The organism is Brucella pseudintermedia, assembly GCF_008932435.1.
In the GTDB taxonomy this organism is placed as follows: domain Bacteria; phylum Pseudomonadota; class Alphaproteobacteria; order Rhizobiales; family Rhizobiaceae; genus Brucella; species Brucella pseudintermedia.
Map to the genome: position 1 here is coordinate 1 of NZ_WBWE01000023.1, position 22,259 is coordinate 22,259.

Genomic DNA, 22,259 nt, shown 5'->3' on the forward strand with positions numbered 1-22,259 from the left:
AAGACACGCTGGTCGATCGGAGTGTGGGTCAAGCCACACCTGGACGCCTTGCAGCGCCAGCCTACCAAGCGATCGATCGGTGTTTGAGACAAACCGCCCGGGAACTGGCTATCATCTTCTGACTATCTGTGTTGAAGATATCCGGCTTGCCATAGCGGGCCAGCGCTTCCTCAACCGCTTCGATGCAGAAGGCCGCTTCCATCGTGATCGACAGTCGCCACGATAAAACCTTGCGGCTGAACCAGTCCACGACGGCGCAGAGATAGACAAAACCACGCGCCATGGGGATATAGGTCAGATCCATTGCCCACACCTGGTTGGGCCGGGTGACCGCCAGCTTGCGCAGGAGATAGGGATAGATTTTGTGCCCTGGCGCTGGCTTCGAGGTGTTCGGGCGGCGATAGATTGCCTCAATGCCCATCTTTTTCATCAGCGTTGCGATATGAAGCCGCCCAGTTTCCAGCCCTTCTCCTCTCAAAAGCCCTTGCAACATCCGACTTCCGGCAAAAGGGTAGTCGAGATGCAGTTCGTCGATCCGCCGCATCAAAGCCAGATCGCTGTCCGACACTGATCGTGGAGAATAGTAGACGCTGCTACGGCTGAAGCCGAGAAGCCGGGCCTGCCTTGCAACCGACAGCTTGTGCGCGCGGTCAATCATTTTTTTCCGCCCAGCAATCCCGCCTTGCCGAGCGCACTGGATATCGTAGCGGGGACCGTGGCCCCAGTGGGGCCGCGTAAGCCCCAAGCGAAGCATCGTTCTCCAGCGTCAGTTCGCCGATTTTGGCATGAAGCGTTTTGACATCAACGGTTGGCCCTGTCGGTTCCGCCTTGTTCTCATCACCGAAAACGCCGGTCGCCCCCTCAAGGAGCTGGTCTTTCCACTGCTTAATCTGGTTGGCATGCACGTCGAACTGCTGGGACAATTCCACCAGTGTCTGCTTGCCTCGAATGGCGGCAAGCGCCACCTTTGCCTTGAAAGCCGGGCTGTGGTTCCGGCGTGGTCGTCTCGTCATGGTATCTCCTGTTCTCGGCATCTAAGCCGAAGTCAGGCAGAAATTCCACTTATCTCCGCTGTCCAGATTTCCCGAACCACCTCTGATGAATGCTTGCTGCTTGCTAACTTCGATCACGTCAAACTCTGGTGAAACGGTTATAAACATCAACTGATCTAGTTGCCGTTGTGCTGCTTCATTCTCTGCTATCGAAAGTTTCTGCAACTCGTTAAACAAGTAAGGAATGCCTGCTACAACTCCTATCGCAGCAGCACTGAAACCAATATGCTTTAGAATGCTCATGTGGCCCTCGCACAATGTTAATTTCCATTGTGCTATTGCCAGCGATTTCAAAGGGCGAGCGCTAATACTCTGTTTTCGTTAATCTTTTATGGTTCTGCGTTAATTATCCAGACTGTGCACTTTGCCTCGCCATTCAGTGCATTTGCTCGCCTACGCCCATCAATCAGAAACTCATAGCCCTGTGTTCTGACCACTACTAAAGGCCCATCCGTGTGACGCGGCTTCTCATCGGTTAAGACTACTGCTTTGCCTTTGTTTTCATCGCTTAGCGACTGCATCGTGACGAGCAATTGCTTGACGCGTCGTTGAGGCCAGACTTCGCAACTAACGGCACCTCGATAGATGTCGATTTTAGATAGCCCGCATATTCTCGTCCAACGCTTTGTCAGACGCTGAATCGCCAACACACCATCACGATGGAAAAAGAATAGGGGTAAAATGTTGGCCCACGTTGGATCTCGGTTGACCGCCTTATGCGCTTTCCAAAAATGGGTCGTTTTGAATAGATGAGTAATATGCATGCTCCCTCCCGCCAGACGGAAAGATACACGCTTAACGTTTAAGGAGGAAGGCGATTGACATAAAATTGACATTAAAATGTCACAACGAATGAGCCGATGAAGAGACGACCGTTAGTGAGATGTCTTAGAAGCAATCACCCGCTGTTCCATCTGCGCAATTACCACTTTCATTGCTGCTTTCAGGCTTTCAGTCGGGCAGTTCGATATAAACCGCATCTGCTCATCGCCATCGGTGTTCTTGTCGAAAACCATCAATGCAAAACCTGCTTGCGGGAATAAGTTTTCCAGCACTCTAGCGAATGCTTGCATGTTCTCCGCATATGCTGCTGCTGTTTTCGTCTTGTCCATTTCGTGCTCCTTTTCCGGTCGTTTTATTGCCAACCATTCAAAGAGCAACCGAAGATTTTAGACGCCGTTTCACAATTAAGTGTTGTTTATCAATGCGTTATGCAGAAAAAGCAGCAGGTAAAAAAAGTAGTGTAAATTAGTTTTAGCACTTAAGAACTGTGGGACACCATTTCCTCCTGTGAGGGTCCGCCCGCATCGCGAAGCGTTAGAGCGCGTTTCGATCTGATTGGATCAGACTGGCGCTCTAATCAATTGTTTTTGACCCGCATCTTATCCGAAAACCGTTTCACACTTTTCGGGATGCGCTCTAAATCGAGAATTACGCCATCCTACTGTGATTTCAATAATAATTCATTGTCTTGAAGCTGAATTGCTCAATCACGCCATTGCCGCCCGCACCGATGCGGCCTATGTAGATTCCGCACACAAGTTTTGAGGCAGCATCTGTTCGGCCCGCCGCTGGCTGCCCATGTAAGCCGAATGACAAGAGGAGAGTTTCCAATGGCTTTCGAACTGCCCGCCCTGCCGTATGACTACGACGCCCTTGCGCCTTTCATGTCGCGCGAGACGCTTGAACTTCACCACGACAAGCACCATCAGGCCTATGTCACAAACGGCAACAAGCTGCTCGAAGGCTCCGGCCTCGAAGGCAAGAGCCTGGAAGAGATCGTCAAGGAAAGCTACGGCAAGAACCAGGGCCTCTTCAACAATGCCGGACAGCACTACAACCACATCCAGTTCTGGAAATGGATGAAGAAGGGCGGCGGCGGCAAGAAGCTGCCGGGCAAGCTTGAAAAGGCAATCGAGTCCGATCTTGGCGGCTACGACAAGTTCCGTGAAGATTTCATCGCTGCCGGTGTCGGCCAGTTCGGTTCGGGCTGGGCCTGGCTGTCGGTCAAGAACGGCAAGCTCGAAATCTCCAAGACCCCGAACGGCGAAAACCCGCTCGTTCACGGCGCAACGCCGATCCTCGGCGTCGACGTGTGGGAACATTCCTACTATGTCGATTATCGCAACCTGCGTCCAAAATACCTCGAAGCCTTCGTCGACAATCTCATCAATTGGGAATTCGTCGAAGAGCTGTATGAAAAGGCCTGATGCCTTTCCTATGAGAATAAGAAAAACCCCGGTTTTTGCCGGGGTTTTTGTTGCCTTCAGTCCTTGATCACCTGCACGCCCACATGCTGTGCGCGTCCCGCACCCCATCCGGCGATGGCGGCACCCAGTCCCAGCAGGGCGAAGAACGCCCCGCAAGCAGCAAAGCTGCCAGTCGCGCTGTGGATCATGCCGACGATCAGCGGACCGATCGCGGCCAGCGTATAGCCGACGCATTGCGCCATGCCGGACAGATGTGCCGCCGTGTGCGAATCCGGGGCGCGCAGCACGATCACCATCATCGCGGCTGCGATGAGACCGCCCTGCCCGATGCCCTGAATGACCGCCAGCACCCAGTATGTCCATTGCGGCAGGTAGAGAAATCCGATCAGCGGCAAGGCTGCGCAAGCGCAGAGAGCGACATTGAGCCAGCTCTGGTTCTTCTGACGCGTGGCGATGGAAGGCACGGCGAGACAGGTCACCACCTGCACCATGATCGAGAAGGAAACGAGGCCGCCTGCCGCCTTGGGGCTCAGGCCCTGCTCGCGCAGGATCGGCGCCAGCCATCCGAAAACGATATAGGCGGTGGAGGATTGCAACCCCATGAACAGCGTCACCTGCCAGGCCAGCCTGTCCTTCCAGAGCCCGATCACCCGGAAGCCCGAATGGGCCACATTGTGCTTGGCGCGCAAGGCCTGCGGCAGCCACAGAAGCAGCACAAGTGCCGCCGGAGCGGCCCAGAATGCCAAAGCGAGGTTCCACGAGCCGCCGAGCAACCCCTTGATGGGAATGGTGAAACCGGCTGCAGATGCAGCGCCCCCGCACAATGCCATCGTATAAAGGCCGGTCATGATGGCGGCTGTCTTCGGAAAGTCGCGCTTGACGACGCCCGGCAGCAGAACATTGCCCGTGGCAATGGCGGCACCGGCCAGCGCGGCGCCAATATAGAGCCAGTAGAAGGAACCGAAACCGCGAATGGCGGTGCCGATTGTGAGCACGGCCAGCACGACAAGCAGGACACGCTCCGCGCCGAAGCGCTGCGCCATCCGCGGCGCAAACGGCGCGAAGACACCGAGACAGACGACCGGCAGCGTGGTCAATATACCGGCTGCGATCGACGACATGCCGGTCGCCTCGATGATTTCCGGCAAGAGCACGGAAACGCTGGAGAATACCGGCCGCAGATTGGCGGCGATGAGCACGAGGCTCAAGCCCAGCAAGATGCGCATCGCCTTGCTGGGCGGCTGCTGGACGGGCGGCGGCGGGACACTGTCCGCCTCCGCGTCGACCAGCGCATCCGGCTGCATTGCCTCGTTTTCTGCCGTGTCCGACAGGGCTGTGTTTGTGTGGCTCATGATGCGAGCAACCTTTCAAGTTCTTCAATCAGGGGCGCCATGAAACGGCGAACGGTTGCTCCGGCCTTGTCGGGATCGCCCGAGGCGATGGCCTCGACGATCTGGCGGTGCGCTTCATCGCTCGGCTCGGGCAGTTCGCCATTTAGCGTGGCTTCTATGGATTCGCGAATGGAGGCGGAGAAAAAGGCATAGACTTCGATGAGGGCGTTATTGCCCGAGGCGGCGACGATGGCTTCATGGAAGGCAAAATCTCGCGCCACGAAAGTTTCGCGGTCGAGTTCGTCGCGACTGCCTCGCTGCGCCAGCATTTTTTCAAGATGCGCAAGTCCCTTCCGCGTGATGCGCAGGGCGGCAAGACGGGCTGCTTCGGTTTCCAGAACTGCCCGAGTCTCAAAACGGTCGCGCAGGCTGGTGTGGCGGATGCGGTCCAGGCTGCGAGCCGTGTCCGCCGTCGAGCGGACATAAGTTCCTGAGCCCTGCCGGGTTTCCAGCATGCCCTGCGCGACCAGCGCCCGAACGGCCTCGCGCACCGTGCCGCGACTGACATCGAGCGTTGCGGAAAGTGCCGCTTCATTGGGCAGCTGGTCGCCGACCGACCAGCGTCCCGACATGATTTCCGCACGCAATGCCTGCGTGGCCGAATCCGTCAGGGTCTTGCGTGATATTGCCTTCATAGCTCCACCAAAGTCATCTGATGACTTGATGAATTAGACCTGCGGAAGGAAGCTGTCAACCGTCATGCAGAAAGCCGATTGCGGACTGGAAACCGCTGCCGCATTCCGTTAACAATTTTCGCGCACAGTGCCCATAATTCAGCTGCCCGAAATTCGGGCCAGACTCCAGGTGCCAGTATGATCACACTCTACAGCCTTTCCGGTGACCACCTCGAACAAGTGGAGGTCGAGCCGGGCATCCCCTTGCCCGAGAATGTGATCTGGATCGACCTGTTCGCTCCCGGCGTCAACGAGGACAGCATTGTCGAGGCATGGACGGGCATTTCGATCCCGACGCGCGAAGACATGACGGAAATCGAGGAATCGAGCCGCTTCTACATGGAAACCGGCGCGCAATATCTGACCGTTCCGATCCTGCATGCCGTCGATCTCGATCATCGGGAGCTGGCGCCCGTCACCTTCATCCTGCACGGCTCGCGACTGATAACAGTGCGCTATGCCAATCCAAAATCCTTCACCACCTATATTCTGCGCTCGACCAAACCGGGCAACGGCCTCATTTCAGCCAAATGCTCGGGCCTTTCGATCATGCTCGGCATCACCGAAGCCACGACCAACCGGCTGGCCGATATTCTGGAAGGCGTGGCAGGCAAGATCGATGCGGCTTCGCATTCCATCTACCGCCGCCAGCCCAAGGCGCGCCCGATGACGACGCAGGACTTCCGGCACATACTGACCCAGATCGGCGGACAGGGAACCTTTCTATCGCGGATGCGGGAAAGCCTTGCAGGCATCAGCCGCATGCTGGTCTATCTGTCGGCCACCAGCAATCCGGCTTCGGGCAAGAAGGAAACGCGCAGCTGGATCAAGTCGCTGGAGCGCGACACCCAATCGCTGACCGCATATGTGGATTTCCTTTCCAACAAGGTTACCTTCCTGCTCGATACGATCGTCGGCCTGATCTCGGTCGAGCAAAACGCCATCATCAAGATTTTCTCGGTGGCGGCGGTTGGCTTCATGCCGCCGACGCTGGTTGCTTCCATCTACGGCATGAACTTTTCCTTCATGCCGGAACTGCATTCGCCTTGGGGCTACCCGATGGCGCTTATCCTGATGGTCGCCTCTGCCCTGCTGCCGCTCTATTATTTCCGCCGCAAAGGCTGGCTGTAGCTTGTAGTGACAAGAAGCGCACGCCATGTTATATCAAGCGTTATAACATAGGAGAACGGCCATGAATGTGACCCTGCGCAAGATCGGCAATTCCGATGGTGTGATCCTGCCTAAGGAAGTGCTGGAGCGGCTCAACCTCCAGACCGGAGACAAGCTCCAGGTGATCGAAACACAGAACGGCCTGACGCTGGAGCCTGTTGACGATACTTTCGAGCAGCAGATGGAAGCTGCCCGTAAAGTGATGGACAAGTACAAGGTCGCCTTGCAGAAGCTCGCCGAATGAACTGGCGTTTTCTTTCGCGACGCGTCGTTGAGGCAATCCACATCGAACAACTGCAACGCCACGGCGGCGCCCAAGGGCTTCGTGATGAGAATGCTCTTGAGTCTGCCCTGGCTCGCGCGCAGAACAAACAGGTTTATGGCCAACCGGATCATGCGGAAATCGCAGCAGCCTATGTTTTCGGAATAGGCCGCAACCATGCTTTCGTAGATGGCAACAAGCGCACCGCTATCGTGACCGCTGTTACGTTTCTGCTCGCCAACGGCTATGCACTGACCGCGGACGACGGATTGCTTTACAGTTTCACGATGGGTATTGCTTCCGGCGAGATTGATGAAGCTGGCGCGACCGCTTTTTTCCGTGACCATACAGTCGAGATAGAAGAAGACTAAACTGTCGTCAGCGACACGATTTCCCATTCGACATTGTTGATTTTCACGACATCACCGACCGGCTTGCCGAACAGCAGGATGGCGACAGGCGCGACATGGGAGATCTTGCCGTTTGACGGGTCGGCCTCGTCCTCGCCCACGATGGTCCAGCGACGGACCTTGCCATCATCCAGATTTTCCAGTTCCACGGTCATGCCGAAACGCACGACATCGCTATCGGCAGCGGGAACCGAAAGCTCGGCGTTTTCGCGCCGCGCCGTCCAGTAGCGCAGATCACGCGAAATGCGCGCAACCGCCGAACGCTCGCCCGCGACATTGGCATCCGCCAGCTCGCGTTGCAGCCGGGCGATTTCGTCCTCGATCATCTTCAGCCCCGCCGGCGTGACGAGATTGCGATGCGGGCTTACAGGGCGCTCGCCAAGGTCGGTCGGCGCATCATCCTGTTCTTTGGTGAAAGCTCTGCTCATCATTTCAATGTAAGCAAGCGCACCCCATCCGGCAAGCCTCCCTCCCATCCCCGCCCGCTTCTGCGACGCGTAAACGCATGATTTGCATGGCGGGTTTTTATTGATTGATGAGTCAATCAAAGATAGACTGCACTGGAATTAGCCTGAGAACGGACCAGAATTATGCCCAAGATCGGGATGGAGCCCTTGCGGCGGCGCGAGCTGATCGATGCCGCCATCCGCACAATCGGCCAGCGCGGTTCGCTGGATGTGACCGTCGCGCAGATCGCGCATGAGGCGGGAGTTTCGCCCGCGCTTGCGCATCATTATTTCGGCGGCAAGGACAAGCTCATTCTGGCCACGATGCGGCATCTGCTGCGCGAACTGGGGCAGGATCTCAACGCGGCCATCGGACAGGCGGAGACGCCGCAGGCGCGTATCGCCGCCATCATCGCAGTCAATTTTTCCGCCTCGCAGTTCACGCAGGAAACGATTGCAGCCTGGCTGACCTTTTATGTGCATGCGCAGCAGTCGGAAGATACGCGGCGGCTCTTGCGCATCTATGCGCGCCGCCTTCATTCAAATCTGGTTTTCGCGCTGGAGCAGCTCACGAGCCGCGAACAGGCGCACCGCATCGCCGAGGGCGCGGGAGCGATGATCGACGGCCTCTATATCCGCCATGCGCTCGGCGCGGATGCGCCGGATGCAGGCAGGGCCACGGCACTCGTGGAAGATTACATCGCGGTTCAGCTTTCAAGCCCACTTTTGGAAGGGCCTTCGGGAGAAAAATGAGTATGGAAGCGGATTTCGTCATCATCGGCTCCGGCTCCGCCGGATCGGCCATGGCCTATCGCCTGTCGGAAGACGGCCGCTATTCGGTGATCGTCATCGAATATGGCGTGCCGGATGTCGGCCCGCTGATCCAGATGCCGGCGGCGCTGTCCTTCCCCATGAACATGGAGACCTATGACTGGGGCTTTTCCACCGAGCCGGAGCCGCATATTGGCGGGCGCAGCCTCGTGACGCCGCGCGGCAAGGTGCTGGGCGGTTCATCCTCGATCAACGGCATGGTCTATGTGCGCGGCCACGCCCGCGACTACGACCACTGGTCGGAAAGCGGCGCGCGCGGCTGGGCCTATGCCGATGTGCTGCCCTATTTCAAGCGCATGGAAAATTCGAGCGGCGGTCAGGAAGGCTGGCGCGGCACCAGCGGCCCGCTCTATATTCAGCGCGGCAAACGCGACAATCCGCTGTTTCATGCCTTTGTCGAGGCCGGTCATCAGGCGGGTTTCGAAGTGACGGAAGATTATAACGGCGAGAAGCAGGAAGGTTTCGGCCCGATGGAGCAGACGATCCATAATGGTCGTCGCTGGTCCGCCGCCAATGCCTATCTGAAGCCCGCGCTCAAGCGCCCCAATGTCAGGCTGGTCAAGGGGTTGGCGCGCAAGATCGTGCTTGAGGGCAAGCGGGCGGTGGGCGTCGAGATCGAGGCAGGTCGCACCTTTTCGACCGTCCGTGCGCGGCGCGAGGTCATCATTGCCGCCTCGTCGATCAATTCGCCAAAGCTTTTGATGCTTTCCGGCATCGGGCCTGCCGCGCATCTGAAAGACCATGGCATCGAAGTGGTTGCCGACCGTCCCGGCGTCGGCCAGAACCTGCAGGACCATCTGGAAGTCTATATCCAGCAGGAATGCACGCAGCCGATCACGCTCTATTCCAAGCTGAACCTGTTTTCGAAAGCCAGGATTGGCGCGGAATGGCTGTTCTTCAAGACGGGCGACGGCGCGACCAATCATTTCGAATCCGCTGCTTTCGTGCGCTCGAAGGCTGGCGTGGAATATCCCGATATCCAATATCATTTCCTGCCGGTCGCCATCCGCTATGACGGCAAGGCGGCAGCGCAGTCGCACGGTTTTCAGGCCCATGTCGGGCCGATGCGATCAAAATCGCGCGGCAGCGTGACGCTTCGTTCGGCCAATCCGCGCGAAAAGCCGGTCATCAAGTTCAACTACATGTCGCATGAGGACGACTGGGCCGATTTCCGCCATTGCGTGCGGCTGACGCGGGAAATCTTCGGACAGGCGGCGTTCGATCCTTATCGCGGCGCGGAAATCCAGCCGGGCGCGCAGGTCCAGAGCGACGATGAAATCGACAATTTCATCCGCGAGCATGTCGAAAGCGCCTTCCATCCGTGCGGCACCTGCAAAATGGGTGCGCTTGACGATCCGATGGCCGTGGTCGATGCTGAATGCAAGGTGATCGGTGTCGAGGGCTTGCGCGTTGCGGATTCGTCCATCTTCCCGCGCATCACCAATGGTAATCTCAACGGCCCGTCGATCATGGTCGGCGAAAAGGCATCCGATCATATTCTTGCCCGCACGCCGCTGGCGCGCTCCAATCAGGAACCATGGATCAATCCGAGGTGGCAGGTTGCGGACCGCTGACGCGGTCCAGCGAGTGGGCAGTAAGGCAGTAGGGGAATATGTCAGCTCGTGTTCCCGGCGCTTAACAACATACTGCCTTACTGCCTTACTGCCCTACCCCCCTATTCCCTTAAACAAGGAACCAGAAATGAAAGCACAACCCAAAGCCTCGCACTTCATCGGCGGCGCATTCGTGGAAGACAAGGCAGGAAAGCCTCTGCCGGTGATCTACCCGGCGACGGGTGAAGAGATCGCCAAGCTTTATTCCGCCACGCCCGGCGTGATCGAGGCGGCTTATGCGGCTGCGCTGAAAGCGCAAGGCGAATGGGCCGCGCTGAAGCCCGTCGAGCGCGGACGCATACTGCGCCGCACGGCGGAAATCCTGCGTGAGAAGAACAAGAAACTGTCGAAGCTCGAAACGCTTGATACCGGCAAGGCGCTTCAGGAAACGCTGGTGGCGGATGCCGCTTCAGCCGCCGATGCGCTGGAGTTTTTCGGCGGTATCATTTCCGGTTTCAACGGCGAGTTCGTGGAACTGGGCGGCTCGTTTGCCTATACGCGCCGCGAAGCGCTCGGCATCTGCGTCGGCATCGGCGCGTGGAACTATCCAATCCAGATCGCCGCGTGGAAATCCGCGCCGGCACTTGCCATGGGCAATGCCTTCATCTTCAAGCCGTCAGAAAACACGCCGCTTTCGGCTCTGGCGCTGGCCGAAGCCTACAAGGAAGCCGGGTTGCCCGACGGGCTGTTCAATGTCGTGCAGGGCTTCGGCGATGTGGGTGCCGCACTCGTCAATCATCGCCTGACGGCCAAGGTTTCACTGACCGGCTCCGTGCCGACCGGCAAGCGCATCATGGCGCAAGCGGGCGAACATCTGAAACACGTCACGATGGAACTTGGCGGCAAGTCTCCGATCATCGTGTTCGACGATGCCGACCTTGAAAGCGCCATTGGCGGCGCGATGCTCGGCAATTTCTATTCGACAGGCCAGGTCTGCTCGAACGGCACCCGCGTCTTCGTCCACAAGAACGTGCGCGAACGCTTTATCGAACGGCTGGTCGAACGTACACGCAAAATCCGCATTGGCGACCCCCTGGACGAAGCGACCCAGATGGGGCCGCTCGTCAATGCAGCCCAGCGCGAGAAGGTTCTCTCCTATATCGAAAAGGGCAAGGCGGAAGGCGCAACCCTTGCGTATGGCGGCGGCATACCGAAACTGCAAGGTTTCGATAAGGGCTATTTCATCGAGCCGACCATCTTCACGGATGTGACAGACGACATGACCATCGCCCGCGAGGAAATCTTCGGGCCGGTGATGAGCGTGCTGGAATTTGTCCATGAGGATGAGGTGATTGCCCGCGCCAACGATAGCGAATTCGGTCTGGCGGCGGGCGTGTTTACCGCAGACATTGCACGGGGCCATCGCGTCATCGGCCAGATCAAGGCCGGGACATGCTGGATCAACGCCTATAACCTGACGCCGGTGGAAGTGCCCTTCGGCGGCTACAAGCAGTCCGGCATCGGACGCGAGAACGGCATCGCCGCTCTGGCGCATTACAGCCAGATCAAGACCGTCTATGTGGAGATGGGCAAGGTCGACAGCCCTTATTGATCGCTGAACCGGGTCCGTGGAACCGAATCCGGTCCCGCGGACTTGGGAGCGCAGTCATAACGGTAGAGCTGTGGCGATGGCACCGCGCGCGGATAGACGATGGCGCGCCGTGACGGCTGGCCCACCGGGTTTGCCAAGGGCATGGCCCAGCCGGGCCGTGCGGCTGCATTGGGAGCGCCCGTTCCCTGCATCGGCACGAGCCGGCATTCCAGCCCGAAATCGCTCTGCAGCCCTGTTGCGGAGGCAACGTTCGCGCAGCCGACCATGGCGAGCGCCAAAAAAGTAAAAAACAGCCTCATATTGCGATAACTTTCAAACACTATAAATAGTTTCAAAGCTTCTCATATTCAATGAATGCTCTATAGAAATAGCCTGCGGAAAGAACCGCCCATATTTGACGAGATTACCTGTTAATAGCTATTGATGAAGCGATTTCTCACCTTGCAGGACGACACCTTAACTGACCTTATAGAAATGACTACAATTATATTAGGTTGAAATTATATATTACAAAATAATGAAACTGTAATAATGAAAAGTGACATAGACGACCCTATCTATCGGAATTAAGAATACAACCACTACTTATTGGCTGGCAACAAATGAGCATATGCCAATGGATCAATATAGTATCTATTTCTAATGAATGATTATTCCCTACATCAATGTTCATGATCTTTGGCTTGACGATTTGCAATGAGCAACGAGACAACAATTTCAACAGACATGATAGAGGACCGGCTGCGCAATGAATTCTGGCGCGCCATCCTCAAACCCATGTATGAAATCACGGGCGACAGCGACAATTACCAGTTTTCAGGATCAATCGTCGCGCGTTCCATAGGCTCCATTCAAATTGGAGCAACCTCCTTCAATTCACAGCGCTACACGCGTGCGCGAAAGCTCATCGCCAAGAGCGGGCTGAACCACTATGTCCTGCAACTTATCACCGGGGGCGATCTGCACGGCGATTTCAATGGCGTCGATGTCGAAGCGAAACAGGGTGATATCGTGGTTATCGATTTGAGCAGACGGTGGAAAGCGACGCATCCAACGGCTCCCGCATCACGGTACTGATTCCGCAGGAGGTACTGGGGAGGATCGTCGGCTGGCGCAATCTGCACCGCCTCGTCATGCCCGCAGTTGCCCCCATGATACGGGTGCTCTTCAGCTACCTTCAGAATCTCCAGTCATTGAGCGGCACGCTCGACGGTGTGGAAGCACAATCAGCGCTGGATGCAATGTCCATACTGCTCGGAGCAAGATCAACGGCACCGAGGGCGGCGTCATTGAAAGCCTTCCAGCCAATCTACCTGTACGCAAGCGCATCCTCGCCTATATCGACGAGAACCTTTCCGATCCAGTGCTCGGGCCATGCCTTATCACCAAGAACCTGCGCATCTCCCGCTCGAGCCTCTACCGGGCATTCGAGATGGAAGGTGGAATTGCAAGGTTCATCCGCGCCAAGAGGCTGGACCGCGCCTATCGCATTCTTGCCGATGAGCGCGGGCGGCATGTATCTGAAGGAAATTGCCTATCGTTGCGGCTTTCATGATGGCACGCAATTCAAGGCATTCAAGGCCCGTTTCGGCATGTCGCCGAGGGACGCTCGCGATTGCGAGGCGGATCTGCTGACACCGGTATTGGACAAGTTCGACTACACGATTTACCTTTCGGAAGTCGCCAAACTGGGTATCATCAAGCCATGAGCCGACATCAGCCCGATGCAAGGCGCTTCAGAAAGTCATCGCACCAGCGGTTGACGTCGTGGGTGTTGAGAAAGCCCATCATGCTTTCAAACCGCTCCTTGCGCTCATCCAGAGGCATGGCCAGCGCGCGAGCCATGGCATAAGCCATCGCTTCCGTGTCATAGGGATTGACCAGAAGCGCGCCGTTCAGTTCCTGCGCGGCGCCGGCAAAGCGGGAGAGCACCAGCACGCCGGGATTTTCGGGGTTCTGGGCGGCAACATATTCCTTTGCGACAAGGTTCATGCCGTCACGCAACGGCGTGACCAGACCGACAGCGGCGAGCCGGTAGAGACCGGCCAGCACGTCGCGATTGAGGGACCGGTTGATGTAGCGTATCGGCGTCCAGTCCACCGTGGCGTTCGCTCCATTCACCCGCCCGGCCAGTTCGGCCACCGCGCGCTGCATGTCCTTGTATTCCGGCACTTCGGAACGTGATTTCGGCGTGACCTGCAGAAAGGTAACCTTGCCGCGATTGCCGGGATCGACATTGAGAAAATGCTTGAAAGCCTCCATGCGATTGGTGATGCCCTTCGAGTAGTCGAGCCTGTCGACACCGATGATGAGGCTGCGATCCAGCATGCTTTCGCGCATGCGCCGCACTGTCGAATGGCCGTCCGCCTTGTTGGCTATCTCTGCAAATGCGGCCGTCTCGATACCGATGCCGAAGCGCTCGGCGCGGAACCGGTGGCCGAAGGCCTCAAACAGCCCGTCATCGCTGAGCGGCTTGCCGATTTTCTCACGCCGCAGGCAGCTGATGAAGTTGTCGACATCGTTTTCGGTCTGGAAGCCGACGACATCGTAGGAAGCAAGGCCGCGCATGATTGTTTCGTGCACGGGAAGCGTGAAAACTATATCAGCGGGCGGCCAGGGGATGTGCAGGAAGAAGCCGATGCGGTTGGTGACGCCCAGATTGCGCAGTTCCGCAGCCAGCGGAATGAGATGGTAATCGTGAATCCAGATGAGGTCGTCCGGCTGGATCATCGGCAGGAGATGCTTTGCAAACAGGCGATTGACCCGGAAATATCCCGCCATGTCCTTGCGCGTGTAATCGATAAGATCGAGGCGATAGTGGCAGAGCGGCCAGAGCATGCGGTTGGCGAAGCCCGCATAATATTCGTCGATATCCTTCTTGTGGAGATCAAGCAGCGCATAGCGGATCGGCCCCTGGTCCCGGATCGTCAGTTCCTGCGGCTGACGCGCGGGAAGCGTCTTGCCGGACCAACCGAGCCATATGCCGCCGCGTTCGTTGAGCGCCGCCTGCAGCGCGACCGCCAGACCGCCCGCTGGTGCCTTGCCCTGTTCATCAGGCAGGGGAACACGATTGGAGACCACGATCAGCCGACCCATACACCAAATCCTTTCATTGCTGTTGCTGTCCATTGTCCCGGATGCGGGAGAGCCAGAGGCGAAGCTCATCCGGGCTTGCAAAGCGTGCAGCCCCCGGATGGTCGATCGCACGTCCGATCACCACCGCCGTTCCGCCCAGTTGTTCCGCCGCCTCGAGCATCGGCAGGTCTGTCAGATCGTCGCCGAATGCGATCGGCACCCTGCCCGCAAACGGCTTCTCCCGCATGAAGCGGCGCAAGGCTGCGCCCTTGTCGCTGAGCGCGGGGCGCAGCTCGAAAACCATCTTGCCCGCCTGCACGGTCCAGTCCGGCCCGGCGAGCTTCCACGCCTTGTCAACGAGGTCCTGGGCAAATTCAGCTTTCTCGGGTGCGGCGCGATAATGAAGCGCAACCGCACTTCCCTTGTCCTCGGCACGAAGGCCGCTGACGCGAAGCGCTGCCTGCCGCAGAAAATCCTTGGCGGTCTGGAATTGTTCGCCCGGCTCGATCAGTTCGACAAGCCCGGACGCGTGCCGGAATTCAGCGCCATGCAGAGCGGCTATCGGGCCGCGGTAATCGGGAAAGCGTTCCTGGATGAAGCTTATGGCCCTGCCCGTGACGAGCGCCATTGCACCGGACAAATGCCGGGAAATAACTGAAAGGGATTTTTGCAAGCCGTTCGAAACGACCACGCCGTCGGGATCGGCGGCGATATCGAGCAAGGTTCCATCGACGTCGAAAAAAAGCGCGTGTTTCTGAAAATCGATGACCGGCATACCGATCAGATCGGTAGCCGTGTCCTGTTCATTACTGGGCATAGAAGGCAAACATTCGCGGCGGCGAATGGTTCCCGATTAAATGCCGCGCCCCGCGGTTTCCGAGTGATTGACAAGGCGCCGGGATGCTGACGCCTCGGGCCTCGAAAAAGTTTAATCACCACTCGGTCTTAATCAAAGTCCAACGAGTTCCGCTCAAGGAGCTTGATATCAGGTGCGTCCATAGACGTCGTCGAAACGCACGATGTCGTCTTCGCCCAGATATTCGCCGCTTTGCACCTCGATGAGCACGAGCGGCAGAATGCCCGGATTTTCCAGCCGGTGACGGAAGCCACAGGGGATATAGGTCGACTGGTTCGTCGTAAGCAGAATTTCGCGATCGCCATTGGTCACCTTCGCAGTGCCGGAAACGACGATCCAGTGCTCGGAACGGTGATGATGCGCCTGAAGGCTCAGCCGCCGCCCCGGTTTCACTTCGATCCGCTTGATCTTGAAGCCGTCGCCTTCCTCAAGCACCGTATAGGTGCCCCATGGGCGATGGGCCGTGCGGTGAAGCTTGGCAGCTTCATGGCCATCGGCGCGCAGCTTGTTGAAGACCTTGCGCACTTCCTGCGCCTTGTCGCGATGGGCGACCAACAGCGCGTCGGGCGTGTCGACTACAAGAAGGTCGTGCACGCCGACAAGGCTAACCAACCGGGTTTCAGACAGGACAAAACTGTTGGTGGTGTCTTCGATGACCGTTTCGCCGCGCAGGCGGTTTCCTTCGCTGTCGGGCGTGATCAGATCGGCCATCGCCGCCCAGGAACCAATATCGGACCAGCCGCAGGACACCGGGATGCAGGCAATGTTGTCGGCCTTTTCCATGATCGCATAGTCGATGGAAATCGCTGGCGCTGCCGCAAAATCGTCCTTGGCGATTTCGACCGTCTTCGTCTCGCCGTTGACGCCGCGCCGGGCGTGTTCGAGCGAAGCCTGAACGGCAGTGGAGATTTCCGGCGCGTGGCGCTGCATCGCTGCGAGCATGGTTCCGGCGGTGAAACAGAACATGCCGGAGTTCCAGAAATAGCGACCGCTTTCGACATAGGCCTGTGCCGTCTCGGCGTCAGGTTTTTCGACAAAGCGCAGCACGTCGATGCCTTCGGCCTCGATGTAGCCGAAGCCGGTTTCAGGATGATCGGGCACGATGCCGAAGGTCACGATGCGGCCCGTTTCAGCAAGCGGTCGCGCCTTGGAAACGGCCTCGGCGAACGCGGCCTCATCCTCGATCAGATGATCAGCGGGCATGACGAGCAATGTGGCGTCAGGGCCGTAAGTGGCGGCGGCATGGAGTGCGGCGACGGCAACGGCAGGCGCCGTATCGCGTCCGAACGGCTCCAGCAGAAAAGCGTTATCGACCCTAGGCGCCTTCGCATCGGCATAGGCGTCAAGCGTCAGAAACAGGAAGTCGCGATTGGTGACGGTGAGAATATGGTCCACACCGCCCAGCTGCGCCGCGCGCTTGTAGGTCTTGCCGATCAGGGTGCTTCCGTCCGGCAGCTCGATGAATGGCTTGGGGTGCGCATCGCGCGAAAGCGGCCATAATCTTGAACCGGAACCGCCGCTGATGATGACAGGAATAAAGCTCATTGCTCAGTTGTCCTTCGTTGCGTTGCGGGCGATGGCTAGTCCCGTTTCGAGAAGCGTTTTTGCCTGGCTCTCGCCTGAGGCTTCCACATAGCACCGCAATTCCGGCGCGTTGCCGGAAGCACGATAGTGGATGGCATTGCCTGAATGGAAGAAGAGTTTCACACCGTCAATGGCCTCGGTCCGGACGATCGGCTCGTCCATCGGAAACAGTGCGTTTCGCGTCACCTCGTTCGCGATGAGGGACAGGAAGGCGAGGCTCTTTTCCTGCGGAACGTTCTGGAGCCTGTCGCTCAGCGCAGTGCGGAAATGAAAGCTTGCCGCGATATCAGACAGCGGCTTCCCCGTTTCCTTGATGGAACCGAGACTTCCCAGGATTGGCAGCAGCGCATCGCGGGTCGAAAGCGCGGCCAGCACATGACCGCCCCGGTTTATATCCGTGCCGAGCAGCACGCCACCATTGGCCTCAAACCCAACCACAGCCGGGGCGCCGCCGGCGACAGCCTGCGTCATGCCTTCGATGACATAGGGCGACCCCACGCGAGTTCTGATGACGCGCTCGAAATTTTCTTCCAGCGCGGAATTGGATGTCACGGGCGTTACAATCGTCTTGACGCCAAGCCAGCGTGCGATGATTGCCCCGACCAGATCGCCCCGGACAAAGCGCCCCTTCCCGTCGGCGATCAACGGGCGGTCGGCATCCCCATCCGTGGACACGATGGCATCAAAACGGCTTTCCTTCGCCCATTGGTCGAGAAGCTCAATATCTTCGGAACGAAGGGCCTCGGTGTCGACTGGCACGAACACATCGGACCGTCCGAGCGGTACGGCTTCGGCCCCGAATTCGGTAAGAATGCGGACGATGAGATCACGCGCTACGGACGAGTGCTGGTAGACCCCGACCCGCAAACCCCGGAGGCTTTCATGCCCCAGAAATCCGACATAGCGATTCACATAGAGGTTGATCGCATCGCTGCCATAGGGCGCATCGTGCAGATGACGAAATGCAAGATTTGCAGGCAAGGCCGCATAAGCGGCACTGATGGCGCTTTCATCATTCTTGTCGATTTCACCGTCGGCGCGATAGAATTTGAGCCCGTTGCGGTCATCTGGAATATGACTGCCAGTGACCATAATGCTCGGCGCCTGCTGCGAGATTGCATAATTGCTGAGCGCCGGGGTCGGCAAGACGCCGCAATCAACCGGTTGAAATCCCCCATCCTCGATAGCCGCCATGCACAGCGCCGCGATGTCCGGGCTGGACGGGCGAAGGTCGCGACCGACGAAGACCTTGTCGCCCCTGTGCAGCTTTCCGGCCTCCGACAGCATTCCGACGAAAGCAAGGGAATAGGCATAGGCAGGCAGGCCATTCAGTTCGTCCGCCAGTCCTCTCAGACCGCTCGTGCCAAATTTAAGCGATGTACCGCTCATGCTTCCCGCCAGATTTTCCAGTATCAAAGAGGCGACGCCCGCAAGCGCCCGCCGGGCTTAAAAGACTTGCCATCTTATAACGTGAATCCGAAAATCATCATCCCCACAATGGTGCAATCCCATGCACCTTATTGTGGGTCATAATCCGTATAGGCGGGCAATATCAAATCCTTAACGCAGACTGCGTTAATAATTGCTGTTTTGCTTCTTTGGCTGAAAGCTAGAGCGGTTCCAGTTGAAACGGAATCGGGGAACCGCTCCATCTCTTTGTTTTCACGCGTTCTCCCTCGCAAAACCGCTTCGCACTTTTGCTGGAAATGCTCTATACCAGCCGGGACACGACGTCCCGCAGCGACGACTGCCAATGCGGTGCCGACCAGTTGAACGCCTGTTGGAATTTGGCCGTCGACAGGCGGGAGTTGGCGGGGCGCACGGCCTTGGTCGGGTAATCGGCGGTCGCAATATCCGCAACGGTCGCTGTCGGCCCGCCAAGCCTGGCGCTTTCCCCGAATATGGCGCGTGCAAAGCCGCTCCAGTTCGTATCGCCCGTTCCGGCCAGATGATAAACACCATAAGCCGAAAACTCCGGTGCCACCGCCAGATGATCCGCCACCCGGATAATGGCATCAGCGATATCAAGCGCGCTGGTCGGATTGCCCCACTGGTCAGCAACAACCGAGAGAGCGTCGCGCGTCTCCGCGAGCTTCAGCATCGTCTTGACGAAATTCTTGCCGAAAGGACTATAGACCCACGCTGTCCGCAAAATGATGTGCTGCGGGTTGGCTTGCGCTACGAGACGCTCGCCTTCAAGCTTGGAGCTTCCGTAGACACTGCGAGGGCCCGTGGCGTCCGTTTCAACATAGGGTTTGTCAGCGTCGCCCGCGAAAACATAATCCGTGGACAGATGAATGACAGGAACGCCGCGGTTCTTCGCTGCCTGCGCAACTGCCCCGGCGCCTGCTGCATTCACCGCAAAGGCAAGTTCCTGCTCATCCTCGGCTAGATCCACCGCCGTATAAGCGGCGGCAGAGACGACGACGTCGGGCTTGATCGCTTCAATGGCACTGCGCACCGTGTCCGGCTCTGCGAGATCCAGCTCCGGGCGGCCCAGCGCGATGACCTCGAGGTCTGCCCGCTGCGATGCCTTCTCAAGAAGGCTCTGCACAACCTGCCCTTCCCTCCCGGTTACGGCGATTTTCATGCCTTGGCCTCTTTTACTGCCGTGCTGCCCAGGCGCTCACCGGCATAGGTACCGCTGCGGATCGGCTCCCACCACCATGCATTATCGAGATACCATTGAATGGTTTTTTCCAGCCCGGTCTCGAAAGTTTCCTGCGGCTTCCAGCCCAGCTCGCGCTCAATCTTCGAAGCGTCGATCGCATAGCGGCGATCATGACCCGGGCGATCCGTCACGAAGGTGATCAGGTCGGCATGGCTCTTGCCGTTTGCGCGAGGCCGCTTCTTGTCCAGAATGGCGCAGATGGTTGCCACCACATTCAGATTGGTGCGTTCCGCGCGCCCACCGATATTGTAGCTTTCGCCCAGCTTGCCCGTCGTCGCGACCAGAGCGAGGGCCCGCGCATGGTCTTCAACATAGAGCCAGTCGCGCACATTCGCCCCCGCCCCGTAAACCGGCAGCGGCTTTTCATCGAGCGCATTGAGAATGACGAGCGGGATCAGCTTTTCGGGGAAATGGAACGGACCGTAATTGTTCGAACAATTCGATAACACAACCGGCAGGCCATAGGTTTCATGCCAGGCACGCACCAGATGGTCGGAGGCCGCTTTTGAAGCCGAATAGGGCGACGAAGGCTTATAGGGCGTTTCCTCGGTGAAAATACCGCTGTCGAAAGGCAGATCGCCAAACACTTCGTCCGTCGAGATATGGTGGAAACGGAAGCTCGACTTGCGCGGCTCGGGCAGTTCCCGCCAATAGGCAAGTGCCGCATTCAGTAGGCGAAACGTTCCGACAATATTCGTCTCGATGAAAGCACCCGGACCATCGATTGAGCGGTCGACATGGCTTTCTGCCGCCAGATGCATGACTACATCGATTTCGTTGGCGCGCAGAGCATCCAGAACGCTCGTGTCATCACAAATATCAGCCTGGAGGAAGCTGTAATTCGGATGATTTTCAATCTGACGGAGAGACGCCAGATTGCCTGCATAGGTCAGCTTGTCGAGATTGACGACATTGATCCTGGGATCGGAAGCCAGATGCCGGCACACCGCAGAGCCAATGAAGCCTGCTCCACCCGTAACGAGAATATTCATATCATTTCCTCAAGCAAAAACGTCTGCGTCGGCAAGCATCGGCGCTTTCTGATCTTTGTCCGAAAGCTGGACGCCTGATGCGGGTATCGGCCAGTCTATGCCTATTGCCGGGTCATCAAAGCGGATCGAGCGGTCGTGCTCAGGGGAATAATAATTGGTTACCTTGTAGATGACTTCGGTATGCTCAACGAGCGTCATGAAGCCATGTGCGAAGCCCTTCGGCACCAGAATCTGGTTCCATTTTCCAGCCGAGACTTCCAGCGCCACCCACTTGCCGAATGTGGGCGAGCCTTTGCGGATATCGACTGCAACGTCCAGAATTGCACCGCGCGTGACGCGTACCAGCTTGTCCTGCGCAAATGGCGGCAACTGATAATGAAGGCCGCGCACAACACCCTTGGCGGCAGAATAGGAATGGTTGTCCTGAACGAAAGTCAGATCAATTCCGGCTTCGGCAAATGATTTCGCATTGTAGGTCTCGGAGAAAAAGCCACGGTCATCACCGAATTTACGCGGGCTGATTTCAAGTACACCGTCTAAATCCAAAGGACGAATCTGCATCAATCTTTTCCCAACTCAGCTACACGGCGGCGAAGATACGCAGCATATTCGGTTTTACCGAGCTTGGCTGCGCGCTCAAGCACTGCATCACTGCTCAGCCAGCCCTTATCCAGGCCGATTTCCTCCGGGCAGGCGATCTTGATCCCCTGACGCTTTTCAATGGTCTGAACAAAAGAGGAAGCCTCATGAAGGCTGTCATGCGTCCCAGTGTCCAACCAGGCATAGCCGCGACCGAAGCGTTGAACGTTTAATTCTCCACGTTCCAGATACACGTTATTGACGGTGGTGATCTCCAGCTCGCCACGAGCGGATGGTTTGATCGAACGCGCGATATCGACGACCTGATTGTCGTAGAAATAGAGACCCGTGACGGCCCAATGGGACTTCGGATTCTCTGGCTTCTCTTCTATCGATATGGCCTGGCCGGTCTGGTTATCAAATTCTACCACGCCATAACGTTGAGGGTCTTCTACGCGATAGGCGAAAACAGTTCCGCCTTTCATTGGCTGGGAGGAGAGCTGGGACAGTTTCGAAAGACCGTCACCAAAGTAGATATTGTCGCCGAGAATCATGGCTACGCTGTCGTTGCCAATAAACTCCCTGCCGATAATGAAAGCTTCCGCCAGACCATTGGGATGCGCTTGTTCAGCATATGAGAAATTCACTCCGAATTCGCGGCCATCACCGAGCAATTTCTGAAAGAGGGGCAAATCATGCGGCGTCGAAATGATCAGGATTTCCTGAATGCCCGCCAGCATGAGCACGCTCAGCGGATAGTAGATCATCGGCTTGTCATAAATCGGGAGAATCTGTTTGGAGACCGCGATTGTAAGGGGGTACAACCTCGTACCACTACCACCGGCGAGAATAATCCCTTTCATGCGATTTCACTTCCTATCATCTTACTTC

Annotated in this window: 23 protein-coding genes and 1 pseudogene; 9 read left to right on the top strand and 15 right to left on the bottom strand. The window is 57.5% G+C overall.

Annotated elements, in window-relative coordinates; genetic code table 11:
* Positions 1–103 precede the first annotated feature (103 nt).
* From F9K78_RS21005 to F9K78_RS21010, 3 genes and pseudogenes are all read right to left on the bottom strand, one after another.
* Positions 104–1,013 (bottom strand): annotated as a pseudogene (locus F9K78_RS21005) (IS3 family transposase); the annotation flags it as partial.
* A 21-nt stretch (positions 1,014–1,034) separates the two neighbouring features.
* Complete coding sequence (locus F9K78_RS22000) at positions 1,035–1,295, bottom strand: hypothetical protein (protein WP_167518151.1); 261 nt, start codon at positions 1,293–1,295, stop codon at positions 1,035–1,037.
* A 632-nt stretch (positions 1,296–1,927) separates the two neighbouring features.
* Positions 1,928–2,164, bottom strand: a complete 237-nt coding sequence (locus F9K78_RS21010) for a hypothetical protein (RefSeq protein ID WP_151682715.1) — start codon at positions 2,162–2,164, stop codon at positions 1,928–1,930.
* Between the two features lie 501 nt (positions 2,165–2,665).
* Here F9K78_RS21010 and F9K78_RS21015 point away from each other — a divergent pair.
* On the top strand, positions 2,666–3,262 hold the full coding sequence (locus tag F9K78_RS21015; protein WP_006471131.1) for a superoxide dismutase: 597 nt from the start codon (positions 2,666–2,668) through the stop codon (positions 3,260–3,262).
* 56 nt (positions 3,263–3,318) lie between these two features.
* On the opposite strand, the gene F9K78_RS21020 is transcribed toward F9K78_RS21015, so the two are convergent.
* Positions 3,319–4,566: a CynX/NimT family MFS transporter gene (locus tag F9K78_RS21020; RefSeq protein WP_412842103.1), complete on the bottom strand. Its 1,248-nt coding sequence runs from the start codon at positions 4,564–4,566 to the stop codon at positions 3,319–3,321.
* A 44-nt stretch (positions 4,567–4,610) separates the two neighbouring features.
* Complete coding sequence (locus tag F9K78_RS21025) at positions 4,611–5,288, bottom strand: FadR/GntR family transcriptional regulator (RefSeq protein ID WP_063620026.1); 678 nt, start codon at positions 5,286–5,288, stop codon at positions 4,611–4,613.
* 177 nt (positions 5,289–5,465) lie between these two features.
* Between F9K78_RS21025 and F9K78_RS21030 the strand changes: the two genes are divergently transcribed.
* From F9K78_RS21030 to F9K78_RS21040, 3 genes are all read left to right on the top strand, one after another.
* Positions 5,466–6,458, top strand: coding sequence for a magnesium transporter CorA family protein (locus tag F9K78_RS21030; RefSeq protein ID WP_021587930.1), 993 nt, complete (start codon positions 5,466–5,468; stop codon positions 6,456–6,458).
* Positions 6,459–6,519: 61 nt separating this feature from the next.
* Positions 6,520–6,741 (top strand): AbrB/MazE/SpoVT family DNA-binding domain-containing protein, encoded by a 222-nt coding sequence (locus F9K78_RS21035; protein WP_006471135.1) that lies wholly within the window; start codon positions 6,520–6,522, stop codon positions 6,739–6,741.
* Complete coding sequence (locus tag F9K78_RS21040) at positions 6,738–7,130, top strand: type II toxin-antitoxin system death-on-curing family toxin (protein WP_006471136.1); 393 nt, start codon at positions 6,738–6,740, stop codon at positions 7,128–7,130. Before F9K78_RS21035 ends, F9K78_RS21040 begins: the two co-directional genes overlap by 4 nt.
* On the opposite strand, the gene F9K78_RS21045 is transcribed toward F9K78_RS21040, so the two are convergent.
* Positions 7,127–7,597 carry a GreA/GreB family elongation factor gene (locus F9K78_RS21045; protein ID WP_063620079.1) on the bottom strand — a complete coding sequence of 157 codons (471 nt, stop codon included), beginning with the start codon at positions 7,595–7,597 and terminating at the stop codon, positions 7,127–7,129. The genes F9K78_RS21040 and F9K78_RS21045 overlap by 4 nt on opposite strands.
* 162 nt (positions 7,598–7,759) lie before the next feature.
* Between F9K78_RS21045 and betI the strand changes: the two genes are divergently transcribed.
* From betI to betB, 3 genes are all read left to right on the top strand, one after another.
* Positions 7,760–8,368 carry a transcriptional regulator BetI gene (gene betI / locus F9K78_RS21050; protein ID WP_006471138.1) on the top strand — a complete coding sequence of 203 codons (609 nt, stop codon included), beginning with the start codon at positions 7,760–7,762 and terminating at the stop codon, positions 8,366–8,368.
* A 2-nt stretch (positions 8,369–8,370) separates the two neighbouring features.
* Positions 8,371–10,020, top strand: coding sequence for a choline dehydrogenase (gene betA, locus F9K78_RS21055; RefSeq protein WP_063620024.1), 1,650 nt, complete (start codon positions 8,371–8,373; stop codon positions 10,018–10,020).
* Positions 10,021–10,147: 127 nt separating this feature from the next.
* A complete protein-coding gene (betB, locus tag F9K78_RS21060; RefSeq protein WP_063620023.1) occupies positions 10,148–11,611 on the top strand; it encodes a betaine-aldehyde dehydrogenase in 1,464 nt (487 codons plus the stop codon).
* Here betB and F9K78_RS21065 read toward each other — a convergent pair.
* Positions 11,605–11,910, bottom strand: coding sequence for a hypothetical protein (locus tag F9K78_RS21065; protein WP_151682717.1), 306 nt, complete (start codon positions 11,908–11,910; stop codon positions 11,605–11,607). The two genes, betB and F9K78_RS21065, sit on opposite strands and share 7 nt — an antisense overlap.
* Positions 11,911–12,307: 397 nt before the next feature.
* Here F9K78_RS21065 and F9K78_RS22415 point away from each other — a divergent pair, with 397 nt between their 5' ends.
* Together F9K78_RS22415 and F9K78_RS21070 are read left to right on the top strand one after the other, a co-directional pair.
* Positions 12,308–12,688, top strand: a complete 381-nt coding sequence (locus F9K78_RS22415; protein ID WP_235925500.1) for a cupin domain-containing protein — start codon at positions 12,308–12,310, stop codon at positions 12,686–12,688.
* A complete protein-coding gene (locus tag F9K78_RS21070; protein WP_235925501.1) occupies positions 12,646–13,320 on the top strand; it encodes a helix-turn-helix domain-containing protein in 675 nt (224 codons plus the stop codon). Before F9K78_RS22415 ends, F9K78_RS21070 begins: the two co-directional genes overlap by 43 nt.
* A 7-nt stretch (positions 13,321–13,327) precedes the next feature.
* On the opposite strand, the gene otsA is transcribed toward F9K78_RS21070, so the two are convergent.
* The 8 genes from otsA to rfbA form a co-directional block, all read right to left on the bottom strand.
* Positions 13,328–14,707, bottom strand: a complete 1,380-nt coding sequence (otsA, locus tag F9K78_RS21075) for an alpha,alpha-trehalose-phosphate synthase (UDP-forming) (RefSeq protein ID WP_151682718.1) — start codon at positions 14,705–14,707, stop codon at positions 13,328–13,330.
* Between the two features lie 13 nt (positions 14,708–14,720).
* Positions 14,721–15,503, bottom strand: a complete 783-nt coding sequence (gene otsB / locus F9K78_RS21080) for a trehalose-phosphatase (protein WP_113464534.1) — start codon at positions 15,501–15,503, stop codon at positions 14,721–14,723.
* 168 nt (positions 15,504–15,671) lie between these two features.
* A complete protein-coding gene (locus F9K78_RS21085) occupies positions 15,672–17,087 on the bottom strand; it encodes a mannose-1-phosphate guanylyltransferase/mannose-6-phosphate isomerase (RefSeq protein WP_151682719.1) in 1,416 nt (471 codons plus the stop codon).
* Between the two features lie 3 nt (positions 17,088–17,090).
* Positions 17,091–18,515, bottom strand: coding sequence for a phosphomannomutase (locus F9K78_RS21090; RefSeq protein WP_151682720.1), 1,425 nt, complete (start codon positions 18,513–18,515; stop codon positions 17,091–17,093).
* Between the two features lie 322 nt (positions 18,516–18,837).
* Complete coding sequence (rfbD, locus tag F9K78_RS21095) at positions 18,838–19,716, bottom strand: dTDP-4-dehydrorhamnose reductase (protein WP_151682721.1); 879 nt, start codon at positions 19,714–19,716, stop codon at positions 18,838–18,840.
* The gene (gene rfbB / locus F9K78_RS21100; RefSeq protein ID WP_151682722.1) at positions 19,713–20,789 is read right to left on the bottom strand and encodes a dTDP-glucose 4,6-dehydratase; all 1,077 of its coding nucleotides are present in this window, start codon (positions 20,787–20,789) and stop codon (positions 19,713–19,715) included. The genes rfbD and rfbB overlap by 4 nt, the downstream gene beginning before the upstream one ends.
* A gap of 9 nt (positions 20,790–20,798) precedes the next feature.
* Positions 20,799–21,350, bottom strand: a complete 552-nt coding sequence (rfbC, locus tag F9K78_RS21105; protein WP_208851946.1) for a dTDP-4-dehydrorhamnose 3,5-epimerase — start codon at positions 21,348–21,350, stop codon at positions 20,799–20,801.
* A complete protein-coding gene (rfbA, locus tag F9K78_RS21110) occupies positions 21,350–22,231 on the bottom strand; it encodes a glucose-1-phosphate thymidylyltransferase RfbA (RefSeq protein WP_151682724.1) in 882 nt (293 codons plus the stop codon). Before rfbA ends, rfbC begins: the two co-directional genes overlap by 1 nt.
* Positions 22,232–22,259 lie beyond the last annotated feature (28 nt).